Annotated in this window: 10 protein-coding genes and 3 rRNA genes; 12 read left to right on the top strand and 1 reads right to left on the bottom strand. The window is 54.4% G+C overall.

Features of this window, described 5'->3' with window-relative positions; translation table 11 throughout:
* The first annotated feature begins 111 nt into the window (after positions 1–111).
* From coxB to O3C79_RS00050, 4 genes are read left to right on the top strand one after another with little or no spacing between them, the layout of a single operon-like run.
* Positions 112–1,257: a cytochrome c oxidase subunit II gene (gene coxB, locus O3C79_RS00065; protein ID WP_494384370.1), complete on the top strand. Its 1,146-nt coding sequence runs from the start codon at positions 112–114 to the stop codon at positions 1,255–1,257.
* Entirely contained in the window at positions 1,254–2,855 is a 1,602-nt protein-coding gene (gene ctaD / locus O3C79_RS00060; protein WP_494384369.1) for a cytochrome c oxidase subunit I, read from the top strand. The genes coxB and ctaD overlap by 4 nt, the downstream gene beginning before the upstream one ends.
* Complete coding sequence (locus O3C79_RS00055) at positions 2,852–3,415, top strand: cytochrome c oxidase assembly protein (RefSeq protein ID WP_010321596.1); 564 nt, start codon at positions 2,852–2,854, stop codon at positions 3,413–3,415. The genes ctaD and O3C79_RS00055 overlap by 4 nt, the downstream gene beginning before the upstream one ends.
* Positions 3,412–4,296: a cytochrome c oxidase subunit 3 gene (locus O3C79_RS00050; RefSeq protein WP_494384368.1), complete on the top strand. Its 885-nt coding sequence runs from the start codon at positions 3,412–3,414 to the stop codon at positions 4,294–4,296. The genes O3C79_RS00055 and O3C79_RS00050 overlap by 4 nt, the downstream gene beginning before the upstream one ends.
* 3 nt (positions 4,297–4,299) lie before the next feature.
* On the opposite strand, the gene O3C79_RS00045 is transcribed toward O3C79_RS00050, so the two are convergent.
* Positions 4,300–4,503 (bottom strand): DUF2909 family protein, encoded by a 204-nt coding sequence (locus O3C79_RS00045; RefSeq protein WP_494384367.1) that lies wholly within the window; start codon positions 4,501–4,503, stop codon positions 4,300–4,302.
* Between the two features lie 11 nt (positions 4,504–4,514).
* Between O3C79_RS00045 and O3C79_RS00040 the strand changes: the two genes are divergently transcribed.
* From O3C79_RS00040 to rrf, 8 genes are all read left to right on the top strand, one after another.
* Positions 4,515–5,252 (top strand): SURF1 family protein, encoded by a 738-nt coding sequence (locus O3C79_RS00040; RefSeq protein WP_494384366.1) that lies wholly within the window; start codon positions 4,515–4,517, stop codon positions 5,250–5,252.
* The gene (locus tag O3C79_RS00035; protein ID WP_494384365.1) at positions 5,245–5,688 is read left to right on the top strand and encodes a redox-active disulfide-containing membrane protein; all 444 of its coding nucleotides are present in this window, start codon (positions 5,245–5,247) and stop codon (positions 5,686–5,688) included. The genes O3C79_RS00040 and O3C79_RS00035 overlap by 8 nt, the downstream gene beginning before the upstream one ends.
* On the top strand, positions 5,688–6,692 hold the full coding sequence (locus tag O3C79_RS00030) for a COX15/CtaA family protein (RefSeq protein ID WP_494384364.1): 1,005 nt from the start codon (positions 5,688–5,690) through the stop codon (positions 6,690–6,692). Before O3C79_RS00035 ends, O3C79_RS00030 begins: the two co-directional genes overlap by 1 nt.
* Entirely contained in the window at positions 6,670–7,575 is a 906-nt protein-coding gene (gene cyoE, locus O3C79_RS00025; protein WP_494384363.1) for a heme o synthase, read from the top strand. The genes O3C79_RS00030 and cyoE overlap by 23 nt, the downstream gene beginning before the upstream one ends.
* 102 nt (positions 7,576–7,677) lie before the next feature.
* Positions 7,678–8,283, top strand: coding sequence for a Yip1 family protein (locus tag O3C79_RS00020; RefSeq protein WP_010321589.1), 606 nt, complete (start codon positions 7,678–7,680; stop codon positions 8,281–8,283).
* 597 nt (positions 8,284–8,880) lie between these two features.
* Positions 8,881–10,420, top strand: a 16S ribosomal RNA gene (locus O3C79_RS00015).
* Positions 10,421–10,661: 241 nt separating this feature from the next.
* A 23S ribosomal RNA gene (locus O3C79_RS00010) occupies positions 10,662–13,546 on the top strand.
* A gap of 130 nt (positions 13,547–13,676) precedes the next feature.
* Positions 13,677–13,792 (top strand): 5S ribosomal RNA (gene rrf / locus O3C79_RS00005).
* Together the 16S, 23S and 5S rRNA genes form the textbook arrangement of a ribosomal RNA operon.
* Positions 13,793–13,797 lie beyond the last annotated feature (5 nt).

The raw sequence follows: 13,797 nt of genomic DNA, 5'->3' as shown, positions 1-13,797 counted from the left end.
GCCTGCAATCAAACTTGCGCTTTCAGATCCCCTGCTATACTCGACTTAACCGGATCACCTGTGAGGGAGCACGATGAGCCTTCCTCGGGGTTAACACGGGGAGGCCTGAGGATGGGAAGGACAATAATAAAAACCATCGTTTCAGGGTTAGCATTGGCACTGTACTCGGGAGCTGTGTCCGCAGAGTGGGAAGTCAATCTGACGCCTGGCGTAACGGATATAAGCCGTTCGGTTTTCGACCTGCACATGACGATCTTCTGGATCTGCGTTGCCATCGCCCTGGTGGTGTTCGGTGTCATGTTCTGGTCCATCTTTCATCACCGCAAATCACGCGGTGCTCAAGCACACCACTTTCATGAAAACACGCTGGTTGAAGTGATCTGGACGGTCATCCCGATACTGATTCTTGTCGCCATGGCGGTGCCAGCCACAGCGACGCTGGTGGAAATGTACGACACCGATGAAGCCGAGCTGGACGTGCAAATCACCGGCTACCAGTGGAAGTGGCGTTATGACTACCTTGATCAGGACCTGAACTTCTTCAGTAACCTGTCGACCCCCCGTGAACAGATCAGCAACGAAGCCGACAAGCAGGAACACTACCTGCTGGAAGTTGATCGTCACCTGGTGCTGCCGATCGATACCAAAATCCGTTTCCTGCTCACTTCCAATGATGTTATCCACAGTTGGTGGGTGCCGGCACTGGCGGTGAAAAAGGACGCCATTCCGGGGTTCATCAACGAAGCCTGGACGGTGATTAATGAGCCGGGTATTTACCGTGGCCAGTGTGCCGAGCTGTGCGGCAAGGATCACGGCTTCATGCCAGTGGTAGTGGAAGCAGTCAGCAAGGACGAGTTCCAGCAATGGCTGGCACAGGCTCAAGCGGAGAAACAGGCTGAAGCCGCCGCTGCCGAACGGACCTGGACGCTGGATGAACTGATGCAGCAGGGCGAGCAGGTGTATGTCCGTGCCTGTGCTGCCTGCCACCTGCCCAACGGTGAGGGTGTACCCGGTGCCTTCCCGGCGTTGAAGGGCAGCCCGGTTGCCACCGGGGATGTGGCCGCGCACATCGACATTGTCCTCAACGGCAAGAGCGGTACAGCCATGCAGGCTTTCCGTGATCAGCTCAGCGCCACCGAGCTGGCTGCCGTGATTACCTATGAGCGTAATGCCTGGGGCAACAGTTTGGGCGAGGCGTTATCGCCGGCCCAGATCGCACGGCTGCTGGAGCCGTCAACAGGGGAGGCTGAGCAATGAGCACGCTGGATACGACTCTGGAGCAGGATACGCATGCCCACCATGGGCCAGCCAAGGGGTTGGGACGCTGGTTGTTTACCACCAACCATAAAGACATCGGCTCCATGTACCTCTGGTTCAGTCTGTTGATGTTCTTCATTGGCGGCTGCATGGCATTAATGATCCGCGCCGAGCTGTTTCAGCCGGGGCTGCAGCTGGTTGAGCCGGGCTTTTTTAACCAGATGACCACCATGCACGGCTTGATCATGGTGTTCGGTGCGGTGATGCCGGCTTTTGTCGGTTTGGCCAATTGGATGGTGCCGATGATGATTGGCGCACCGGACATGGCATTGCCAAGGATGAACAACTGGAGCTTCTGGATTCTGCCCTTTGCCTTCGCCATGATGATCTCGACCCTGTTCATGGATGGTGGTGGTCCCAACTTCGGCTGGACCTTTTATGCCCCCCTTTCCACTACCTACGCGCCGCCCAGCGTGACCTACTTTATTTTTGCCATTCATATGATGGGCATCAGCTCGATCATGGGGGCGATCAACATTATCGCGACCATCCTCAACCTGCGTGCGCCGGGCATGACCATGATGAAACTGCCGCTGTTCTGCTGGACCTGGCTGATCACGGCGTTTCTTCTGATTGCTGTCATGCCGGTGCTGGCGGGGGTGGTGACAATGATGCTGATGGATATCCACTTCGGTACCAGCTTCTTTGATGCCGGTGGTGGTGGTGACCCGGTACTGTTCCAGCATGTGTTCTGGTTCTTTGGTCATCCTGAGGTGTACATCATGATTCTGCCGGCGTTCGGCATTATCAGTCAGATCATTCCCACCTTTGCCCGCAAGCGCCTGTTCGGCTATGCCTCCATGGTGTATGCGACGGCATCCATTGCGATCCTTTCATTCCTGGTCTGGGCACACCACATGTTCACCGTGGGCATTCCGTTGGCCGGTGAGCTGTTCTTCATGTTTGCCACCATGCTGATCGCTGTGCCCACCGGGGTGAAGGTGTTCAACTGGGTAGCGACCATGTTCCGTGGCTCCATGACCTTTGAAACACCGATGCTGTTTGCACTGGCGTTCGTGGTGCTTTTTACCATCGGCGGCTTCTCGGGCCTGATGCTGGCCATTGCGCCGGTGGACTTCCAGTATCACGACACCTACTTCGTGGTGGCACATTTCCATTATGTACTGGTGCCGGGCGCGGTGTTCTCTATCATGGCCGGTGCCTATTACTGGCTGCCCAAGTGGACCGGACACATGCTGGATGAACGCATGGGCAAGCTGCATTTCTGGCTCAGCTTTATTGGCGTCAATATCACCTTTTTCCCCATGCACTTTATCGGCCTGGCGGGCATGCCGCGCCGCATACCGGACTATGCGCTGCAATTTGCCGACTTCAATATGGTGGCGACCGTCGGGGCATTTATTTTCGGTCTTTCCCAGCTGGTATTCCTGTGGAATGTGATTGCCTGTGTGCGAGGTGGCCGCAAGGCTGAGGCGCGTGCCTGGGAAGGCGCGGAAGGGCTGGAATGGGAAGTGCCTTCACCGGCGCCATACCATACCTTTAGTGAGCCGCCCAAACTGCCGGAGTCACTGCGATGAGCACTCAAGAGGCCAATCGTCGACTGGTGCGCCGCCTGGTGATGGGCGCGGTACTGATGTTTGGCTTCGGCTTTGCCATGGTGCCCCTGTATGACGTGTTCTGTGAAGTGACCGGACTGAACGGGAAAATCACCAATACCGGGCCGGTGGCAGTGGCCCCTGCGGATACCAGTCGCTCGGTGAAAGTACGATTGATCGCCGTTCATAACGAAGGCATGCCCTGGGAGTTCAGTCCCAAGGATGGGGTGCTTAGAGTGAACCCCGGTGAAATGAAGCAGACAGCTTTTATGGCAACTAACCCCACTGGGCGTCGAATGGTGGCCCAGGCGGTGCCCTCAGTTGCCCCGGCTGAAGCCGCCGAGTACCTGCACAAGGTGAACTGTTTCTGTTTCGAGCAACAACCGTTGATGGCCGGTGAGTCGGTCGAAATGCCGTTGCTGTTCGTGATTGACAAGAAACTGCCCGAGCATATCCGCTCGCTGACGCTGTCCTACACCCTGTTCGATATATCGCCCGAGGTGAGTGCAGCCGATCAGACCAATAAGGAGCAACGCTTATGAGCAGCTCAACCTATTACGTACCGGAACAGAGTCGCTGGCCGATTCTGGCGTCAATTGCGTTGTTCCTGCTGGCCTTTGGTGCGGGGACCTTGATGAATGCCCTCAGTGCGGACGGCGGAGGCGGCCTGGGGCTGGCGCTGTTGCTGGCCGGTGCCTTGATGATGGGGCTGATTCTGGTGGGCTGGTTCGGCAATGTCATTCGTGAGAGCAGGGGCGGACTCTATTCCTCGCAGATGGACCGTTCCTTCCGTTGGGGGATGAGCTGGTTCATCTTCTCCGAAATCATGTTCTTCGCGGCATTCTTCGGAGCCCTGTTCTATGTGCGCGTATTGGCCGTGCCCTGGCTGGGCGGGGAAGGGGACAAGGGTGTCAGCCAGATGCTCTGGCCTGAATTCACCGCCCAGTGGCCCTTGTTCAACCCGCCGGATGCCGAGCGCTTTCCTGGGCCGGATGCCGTCATCAGCCCCTGGCATATTCCACTGCTAAATACCTGTCTTCTGATTACCTCCAGCTTCACCCTGACATTTGCCCACAAGGCCCTGCTGAAAGATGAGTTGATGCAGGTGCGCCGCTGGATGTTCCTGACCATTGTACTGGGGTTGATCTTTCTGGGCTTTCAGATCTACGAATATGTCGAGGCCTACCATGATCTGGGCCTGACTCTGGAAGCCGGTATATATGGCGCCACCTTCTTTATTCTGACCGGGTTTCATGGTCTGCATGTGACGCTGGGGACGTTGATGCTGATCATCATCCTCGGGCGTGTCGTGCTGGGGCATTTCGACTCCCGTCAGCATTTCGGTTTTGAAGCAGTTGCCTGGTATTGGCACTTTGTAGATGTGGTTTGGATTGGCCTGTTCCTGTTTGTCTATGTCCTCTAGCTACTACCAGGGAGCATGAGAGTGCAGTTGACCGGTGTTGAAACCATAAACCAGCAGCAAAATCAGTAACGCGCTGAGAATGACACGCCAAAGCAGCCGGTTGGCGGTGCGGCCGTCACCGGCGGGATATTTCAGCAGCGACCAAAGACTGCTGAACAGGGCGATCACAATCGCAATAAACAGTACCAGAATCAGAATGCGCAGCATGGGAGGTCTCCTTGACTGACAAGGTCAGTAAAGCGGATAGCCGGCGCCGATTCAAATGGCTGCGCCTTGGGCTTTGGTTTTTGGGTGTTCCTTTGCTGCTGGCCCTGGGCAGTTGGCAGTTGCAGCGAGCTGAGCAAAAACAGGTTTGGCTGGAACAACTGAAGCAGTCTCCGGCGACTACCCCTGAAGTGGCATTGCAACGACTTGAAGTCAGTGACTGGGTCCCGGTGCGTTTTGATCTGGAGCTGATGCCTCTCAAGGTGTTCCTGCTGGATAACCGAACCCATGAAGGCAAGGCGGGGTATGAGGTCGTTATTCCGGTGCGCGTCGATGAGGGACCATTCTGGCTGGGCAGTCTGGGGTGGGTAGCCGCCCCGCCACGGCGGGATGATCTGCCTGAGATCAACCTGAAGCGGCAGTGGTTATTGGCTGAAGCTGTTCTGTCACGGCCACTGGAGTCGCTGACGCTGACCGGCACTCAGTTTGAAGAGGGGTGGCCCAGACGCATCCAGTCACTGGATATGGAACAGATTCGCAGCTCCTTGGCATTGTCGGTTGAGCCCTTGGTGCTGCACCTGAAAACGGCCGTCAGTGATTCGATTATGCCACGTGCACACATCTATACCGGTATCCCGCCCCAGCGCCACACCGGCTACGCCGTACAGTGGTTCGGACTGGCGCTGGCGCTGATCATCTGGCTGGTATGGGCCGGTCTGAAAGAACGCAGAGGGAGAGCAGCTGATGTCTAACCGCAGTGTGTTTTGGTCCATTTGGCTGGTAGCACTGGTGCCGGTAATCCTGGCGATCCTGATGTGGGTGACGGGTATTGGTATTCCTGATGGGCGGGTAAACAAGGGTGAGCTGGTTGATCCCGCATTGCCCTTGGTGCAATGGGGCGGTGACCCTGAGCAGCATACGGGGCACTGGTCCTTGTTGCTGGTGCCTCAAGGCATCTGTGACTCTGTCTGCGAAGAAGAGCTGGAGGCTTTGAAGCGTGTACATGATGCGCTGGGACGTGAGTCGGATCGTGTGCGAGTGATGCCGGCAGCAGAGCTGGAAATCGGCGCGGGTATCTGGGTGATCGATCCCTTGGGTAATCTGGTGTTACGCCATCCACTGAGTTTTGAGGGCAAGGCCTTGCTGGGTGATATGAAGCGCCTGCTGAAAGCATCGAGGTTGGGCTGATGAAAGTCTCTATGCGAATCGTCAATCTTGCCATTGGCCTTGCGCTGGTCGTTGTCTTGCTGGGTGGTTGGACAAGGCTCAATGATGCCGGGCTTGGGTGTCCGGACTGGCCCGGCTGTTATGGCACCTGGGTGTTACCTGATGATCATGCCGAGCTGGCTGTCGCGCACCCCGACGCTCTCATTGATTTGCGCAAGGGCTGGATCGAAATGATTCACCGCTATGCAGCAGGTCTGCTGGGACTACTGGTGCTGGCGTTGGCGACCCTGGCGATAAAGAACCGGCGTGAACACGGGTACCCGGTCAGTCTGTCGCTGGGGCTGCTCGTGTTGGTAGTTGCTCAAGGCATCTTTGGCATGTGGACGGTTACACTGCAGCTGCTGCCGATCATTGTGACGCTGCATCTACTGGGTGGGCTGACAACCTTGTCGTTGCTGGTTGTGTTGCGGCAAAGGCTGAAGCGAGTAGTGGCTGGCGAGAAGGTACCGACAGTCCCCCATCCCTGGGTAAGAATCATGCTGGCTGCACTGTTCCTGCAGCTGGCGCTGGGTGGCTGGACCAGTACCAACTACGCAGGCTGGGCATGCAGCGACTGGCTGTATTGTCATCAGAGTGATCATCCCGGCTACGACTTTGCCAGTGGCCTGAATCCGGTCATGGCGGTGGGGCCCAACTATGAGGGCGGCTTATTGCCCGCGGATGCTCGAGCAGCCATTCAAGTCACTCACCGGGGCGGGGCAGTGCTGCTCATACTGATATCAGTTTTGGCTACCCGGCAGCTGTGGCAGAACAGAATGCTCAAAAAAACACTGTCGTTGTATTGGTTTGCACTGATTACCCAGGCCTTGCTGGGTATTGCCAATGTTATCTGGATGCTGCCGCTGGGGCTGGCGGTGGCTCACCATGCAGGTGCAGTTGCCGTACTGCTCGCCTTATTGCAGTTGAATGCGCAGGCTCGAGTTGCGCATCAGGAGGTGAAACATGACTACGCTATCGCTCACTGAAGGCCGGGCAAGCTCTACATCCTGGCGGGATTATCTGGCGCTTTGCAAATTACGGGTTGTAGCCGTAATGTTGATTACGCTGGTGGTTGGTTTCTGTCTGGCAACGCCTGCTGCTCCGGATGCTTGGCTACTTGCCCTGACGTCACTTGGGGTAGGGCTGGCGGCGGCCTCTGCCGCTGCGGTTAATCACGTACTGGATGCCAGTATCGATAGCCGCATGGCCAGAACGGCCCGTCGTCCCTTGCCTCAAGGACGAGTCAGCCAACGAAACGCCCTTATATTTGCTGCCGTATTGGGATGCCTGGGGATCACCCTGCTTAATCTGGCAGTTAATGCAGTCACGGCATGGCTGACACTGGCATCACTGATTGGATATGCCGGCATCTATACAGCAATTCTCAAACGGGCCACGCCTCAGAATATTGTCATTGGCGGTGTTGCAGGCGCTGCACCTCCTTTGCTGGGGTGGACGGCAGTGACGGGGAGTGTGGATTTCCAGGGTCTGTTATTGATGTTGATAATATTCGCCTGGACCCCGCCTCATTTCTGGGCGCTGTGTATAGCCCGACGGGATGACTATGCCCGCGCAGGTGTGCCCATGCTGCCCAACACCCATGGGGTGGCGTATACCCACACCCAAATACTGCTGTACACACTGCTGACCATTCTGGCGACGTTGTTGCCGTTCTTGACGGGAATGAGTGGCTGGTTGTATCTGGTGGGTGTGTCGCTGATTAACCTGCGTTTACTGCAGTGGGCACTGATTCTAAAGCGCTCAAGTGACGCCAGTATCCCGATGAAAATGTTTCGTTACAGCATTGTGTACATAATGGTGTTGTTTGCCATACTTCTTGTAGACCATTATTGGCCTGCGTTCGTATAACCCAACGGAGATAAACACAATCAACGAAAGGACTCGGTCTCTGACCAAATAAATATAAACATGTAGCCCGGTGCGAGTCCGGACTGCAAGGAGGATAGTAATATGTTCCTGCAGCACATGATGGGTGTGTTCTATCACCCAAAACAGGAATGGCGCTCGATTCGAAATGAGCACTATTCCGCAATGCACATCTTTCTGGCCCAAATAAGTGTCCTTGCGGCAATTCCGGCCATATCACTCTTTATTGGTACTACACAGATAGGCTGGAGCCTGGGGGGCGGCGAGTTTGTCCAATTGAGTGTTGCCAGTGCCTTGCCAGCCGCTTTGGCCTTTTATGTTGCCATGTGGGTAGCCGTCGGGTTCATTGCCTGGTCGATCCACTGGATGGAAAAAACCTACGGCGGCAACGTTACCTATGAAGAGTGCCTGGCGCTTACGACCTTTACAGCAACACCTCTTTTCCTGTCCGGCCTTGCCGGTCTTTACCCCATGCTCTGGTTTAACGTGATCGTGGGCATGATCGCTCTGAGTTATACCGTCTATCTTCTATACACCGGTGTACCGGAGATCATGCAGATTCCTGAAGACCGTGCATTCTTCTTCTCAACCTCCATCCTGACCGTTGGTTTGTGTGTACTGGTTGGCTTGATTGCGACAACCGTCATTCTGTGGAGCACTTTAGTGCCGCTGAGCTACACCGGCGCCTGACGCGATTGCTGGTAAACATGAATAGACGGGCACCCTTGTGGGTGCCCGTTGTTACGAGAAGAGAAGGGTAAGAAGAGGGCGCTTATATCCAGGCTTTTTAACCACACTGTAAGTCTGGTTCACCTTTTTGAAATTATTTTACACAAAACAGTTGACGCCCCATCTCATGTCTGTAGAATTCGCCTCCTCGCTTGAGACGACGGGGTTCACGCAACACTGAACGGCTCGGGAGAGAAGGAGATAAGCTCTTGAAATCACTTAGATTTCTGATGTAGAATTTGCCTCCTTGGTTTTAACCGCTTCGTTGTTTGAGTGCTTCGGCACTGAAACAAAAAACGAAAAAAACGGTTGACACCGAATGAGGATGCGGTAAGATACGCGCCTCGCTTGAGACAACATGTTCTGCCACACGGCAGGTTGATCAAGCCCGCTCTTTAACAAATTGATCAGGTAATATGTGTGGGCGCTTGTCAGGATTGAGCACACAAAGCTTAATCAAGGCAAGCAACCTAACTGAATATTCATTTAGCGTTGTGTAATACCTTGAGCCGAGTCTGAGGGATCATTCCTCCCTCTTAATATGACTCACAAAGATTTGAACTGAAGAGTTTGATCATGGCTCAGATTGAACGCTGGCGGCAGGCCTAACACATGCAAGTCGAGCGGTAACAGAACTAGCTTGCTAGTTGCTGACGAGCGGCGGACGGGTGAGTAACGCGTGGGAATCTGCCTGGTAGTGGGGGACAACAGTTGGAAACGACTGCTAATACCGCATACGCCCTTCGGGGGAAAGTAGGGGATCTTCGGACCTTACGCTATCAGATGAGCCCGCGTCGGATTAGCTTGTTGGTGAGGTAAAAGCTCACCAAGGCGATGATCCGTAGCTGGTCTGAGAGGATGATCAGCCACACTGGGACTGAGACACGGCCCAGACTCCTACGGGAGGCAGCAGTGGGGAATATTGGACAATGGGGGCAACCCTGATCCAGCCATGCCGCGTGTGTGAAGAAGGCCTTCGGGTTGTAAAGCACTTTCAGATGTGAGGAAAGGTGTGTGGTTAATACCCGCATACTGTGACGTTAACATCAGAAGAAGCACCGGCTAACTCCGTGCCAGCAGCCGCGGTAATACGGAGGGTGCAAGCGTTAATCGGAATTACTGGGCGTAAAGCGCACGTAGGTGGTTTGGTCAGTCAGATGTGAAAGCCCCGGGCTCAACCTGGGAACTGCACCTGATACTGCCAGACTAGAGTACGGTAGAGGGTAGTGGAATTTCCGGTGTAGCGGTGAAATGCGTAGAGATCGGAAGGAACACCAGTGGCGAAGGCGACTGCCTGGACCGATACTGACACTGAGGTGCGAAAGCGTGGGTAGCAAACAGGATTAGATACCCTGGTAGTCCACGCCGTAAACGATGTCAACTAGCCGTTGGGGGACTTGATCCTTTAGTGGCGCAGCTAACGCGATAAGTTGACCGCCTGGGGAGTACGGCCGCAAGGTTAAAACTCAAATGAATTGACGGGGGCCCGCACAAGCGGTGGAGCATGTGGTTTAATTCGAAGCAACGCGAAGAACCTTACCTACTCTTGACATCCTGCGAACTTGCTAGAGATAGCTTGGTGCCTTCGGGAACGCAGTGACAGGTGCTGCATGGCTGTCGTCAGCTCGTGTTGTGAAATGTTGGGTTAAGTCCCGTAACGAGCGCAACCCCTATCCTTATTTGCCAGCACTTCGGGTGGGAACTCTAAGGAGACTGCCGGTGACAAACCGGAGGAAGGTGGGGATGACGTCAAGTCATCATGGCCCTTACGAGTAGGGCTACACACGTGCTACAATGGCCGGTACAGAGGGCCGCGAACTCGCGAGGGTAAGCAAATCTCAGAAAACCGGTCGTAGTCCGGATCGCAGTCTGCAACTCGACTGCGTGAAGTCGGAATCGCTAGTAATCGCGAATCAGAATGTCGCGGTGAATACGTTCCCGGGCCTTGTACACACCGCCCGTCACACCATGGGAGTGGGTTGCACCAGAAGTAGCTAGTCTAACCTTCGGGAGGACGGTTACCACGGTGTGATTCATGACTGGGGTGAAGTCGTAACAAGGTAGCCCTAGGGGAACCTGGGGCTGGATCACCTCCTTAAACGATTGCGAAGTTCTGGCAAGCGTTCACACATATTACCTGATCGAACTGTTGAAGCTGATGTGAGCTTTAAAAACTGTGCTTGTACCCTCGGGTCGCGAGTTCATCTTTTAAAGCTTCAACGCTTTAAACGCTCTTTAACAAATTGGATCTGAAAGATTGTCTTGTATTGTTTGATACAAGCGCCAACCGGCGATAATCGTTACGAACCATTCATTTGCCAGACGCCTTCGGGTTATATGGTCAAGTGAATAAGCGTGCACGGTGGATGCCTTGGCAGTCAGAGGCGATGAAGGACGTTGTAACCTGCGATAAGGTTCGGGGAGCTGGTAAACGAGCTTTGATCCGAACATTTCCGAATGGGGAAACCCACCCGCTTGCGGGTATCTCTTAGCTGAATACATAGGCTTTGAGAGGCGAACCCGGGGAACTGAAACATCTAAGTACCCGGAGGAAAAGAAATCAATTGAGATTCCCTTAGTAGCGGCGAGCGAACGGGGACCAGCCCTTAAGCTGTGTTGTGGTTAGTGGAACACTCTGGAAAGTGTGGCCATAGTGGGTGATAGCCCCGTACACGAAAACCTATACGCAGTGAAATCGAGTAGGACGGAACACGTGATATTCTGTCTGAATATGGGGGGACCATCCTCCAAGGCTAAATACTCCTGACTGACCGATAGTGAACCAGTACCGTGAGGGAAAGGCGAAAAGAACCCCTGTGAGGGGAGTGAAATAGACCCTGAAACCGTGTACGTACAAGCAGTGGGAGCCGTTTTCGGACGGTGACTGCGTACCTTTTGTATAATGGGTCAGCGACTTACTTTCAGTGGCAAGCTTAACCGTTTAGGGGAGGCGTAGGGAAACCGAGTCTTAATAGGGCGTTTAGTCGCTGGGAGTAGACCCGAAACCGGGCGATCTATCCATGGGCAGGTTGAAGATTGAGTAACATCAATTGGAGGACCGAACCGACTGTCGTTGAAAAGCCAGCGGATGACCTGTGGATCGGAGTGAAAGGCTAATCAAGCCCGGAGATAGCTGGTTCTCCTCGAAAGCTATTTAGGTAGCGCCTCATGTCTCACCTTGGGGGGTAGAGCACTGTTTCGGCTAGGGGGTCATCCCGACTTACCAACCCGATGCAAACTCCGAATACCCAAGAGTGCAATCATGGGAGACACACGGCGGGTGCTAACGTCCGTCGTGGAAAGGGAAACAACCCAGACCGCCAGCTAAGGTCCCAAAGTTCTAGTTAAGTGGGAAACGATGTGGGAAGGCTCAGACAGCTAGGAGGTTGGCTTAGAAGCAGCCATCCTTTAAAGAAAGCGTAATAGCTCACTAGTCGAGTCGGCCTGCGCGGAAGATATAACGGGGCTCAAACTAGACACCGAAGCTGCGGATGCCTTAGGGCATGGTAGAGGAGCGTTCTGTAAGCCGTTGAAGCGGAAGCCGGGAGGCACCGTGGAGGTATCAGAAGTGCGAATGCTGACATGAGTAACGATAAAGGGGGTGAAAAACCCCCTCGCCGGAAGACCAAGGGTTCCTATCCAATGCTAATCAGGGTAGGGTGAGTCGGCCCCTAAGGCGAGGCTGAAAAGCGTAGTCGATGGGAGACAGGTTAATATTCCTGTACCGCGCATAACTGCGACGGGGGGACGGAGAAGGCTAGGCCAGCACGGCGTTGGTTGTCCGTGTTTAAGGGTGTAGGTTGAGAAGTTAGGCAAATCCGGCTTCTTAAGACTGAGACCTGATGACGAGCTCCTTTATGGAGTGAAGTGGTTGATGCCATGCTTCCAGGAAAATCCTCTAAGCTTCAGGTTATGTGTGACCGTACCCCAAACCGACACAGGTGGTCAGGTTGAGAATACCAAGGCGCTTGAGAGAACTCGGGTGAAGGAACTAGGCAAAATGGTGCCGTAACTTCGGGAGAAGGCACGCCGATGTTGGTGATGGACTTTACGTCCTAAGCTGATGTCGGTCGAAGATACCAGGTGGCTGCGACTGTTTATTAAAAACACAGCACTCTGCAAACACGAAAGTGGACGTATAGGGTGTGACGCCTGCCCGGTGCCGGAAGGTTAATTGATGGGGTTAGCTTCGGCGAAGCTCTTGATCGAAGCCCCGGTAAACGGCGGCCGTAACTATAACGGTCCTAAGGTAGCGAAATTCCTTGTCGGGTAAGTTCCGACCTGCACGAATGGCGTAACGATGGCCACACTGTCTCCACCCGAGACTCAGTGAAATTGAACTCGCTGTGAAGATGCAGCGTCCCCGCGGCTAGACGGAAAGACCCCGTGAACCTTTACTATAGCTTCACAGTGGACTTTGACATTATTTGTGTAGGATAGCTGGGAGGCTTTGAAGCATTGGCGCTAGCCAGTGTGGAGCCGTCCTTGAAATACCAGCCTGGTACTGTTGAGGTTCTAACTCAGGTCCCTGATCGGGATCGAGGACATTGTGTGGTGGGTAGTTTGACTGGGGCGGTCTCCTCCCAAAGTGTAACGGAGGAGCACGAAGGTACCCTCAGGCTGGTCGGAAATCAGCCAATGAGCGCAAGAGTAGAAGGGTGCTTGACTGCGAGACAGACACGTCGAGCAGGTACGAAAGTAGGTTCTAGTGATCCGGTGGTTCTGTATGGAAGGGCCATCGCTCAACGGATAAAAGGTACTCCGGGGATAACAGGCTGATACCGCCCAAGAGTTCACATCGACGGCGGTGTTTGGCACCTCGATGTCGGCTCATCACATCCTGGGGCTGAAGCCGGTCCCAAGGGTATGGCTGTTCGCCATTTAAAGTGGTACGCGAGCTGGGTTTAGAACGTCGTGAGACAGTTCGGTCCCTATCTGCCGTGGGCGTTTGAGATTTGAGAAGAGTTGCTCCTAGTACGAGAGGACCGGAGTGAACGAACCTCTGGTGTTCCGGTTGTCACGCCAGTGGCATTGCCGGGTAGCTACGTTCGGACGGGATAACCGCTGAAAGCATCTAAGCGGGAAGCCCCCTTCAAGATGAGATCTCACTGGACCCTTGAGGTCCCTGTAGAGCCGTCCGAGACCAGGACGTTGATAGGCAGGGTGTGTAAGTGCTGTAAGGCATTGAGCTAACCTGTACTAATGGCTCGTGAGGCTTGACCATATAACGCCCAAGGCGTTTGGATGAATGGTTAGACGTTAAAGATTATCGGCTCGCAAGAGCACCGGTTGAGCGCTTGTAGCGACAAAACAGACAGTCGAAAGAATTTCAGATCCAGTTTGTTCCAGTTTTGCTTGGCGACCATAGAGCCGTGGAACCACCTGATCCCATACCGAACTCAGCAGTGAAACGCGTCATCGCCGATGGTAGTGTGGGGCTTCCCCATGTGAGAGTAGGTCATCGCCAAGCATTTA

It is taken from the genome of Marinobacterium sp. NO-S09, assembly GCF_059179545.1.
The sequence above is the reverse complement of the archived record's forward strand: the minus strand, read 5'-3'. Positions and strand labels throughout refer to the sequence as shown.

Coding starts and splice junctions, on each gene's coding strand:
- coxB (WP_494384370.1), top strand. CDS start 112: ATGGGAAGGACAATAATAAAAACCATCGTTTCAGGGTTAGCATTGGCA.
- ctaD (WP_494384369.1), top strand. CDS start 1,254: ATGAGCACGCTGGATACGACTCTGGAGCAGGATACGCATGCCCACCAT.
- O3C79_RS00055 (WP_010321596.1), top strand. CDS start 2,852: ATGAGCACTCAAGAGGCCAATCGTCGACTGGTGCGCCGCCTGGTGATG.
- O3C79_RS00050 (WP_494384368.1), top strand. CDS start 3,412: ATGAGCAGCTCAACCTATTACGTACCGGAACAGAGTCGCTGGCCGATT.
- O3C79_RS00045 (WP_494384367.1), bottom strand. CDS start 4,503: ATGCTGCGCATTCTGATTCTGGTACTGTTTATTGCGATTGTGATCGCC.
- O3C79_RS00035 (WP_494384365.1), top strand. CDS start 5,245: ATGTCTAACCGCAGTGTGTTTTGGTCCATTTGGCTGGTAGCACTGGTG.
- O3C79_RS00030 (WP_494384364.1), top strand. CDS start 5,688: ATGAAAGTCTCTATGCGAATCGTCAATCTTGCCATTGGCCTTGCGCTG.
- cyoE (WP_494384363.1), top strand. CDS start 6,670: ATGACTACGCTATCGCTCACTGAAGGCCGGGCAAGCTCTACATCCTGG.
- O3C79_RS00020 (WP_010321589.1), top strand. CDS start 7,678: ATGTTCCTGCAGCACATGATGGGTGTGTTCTATCACCCAAAACAGGAA.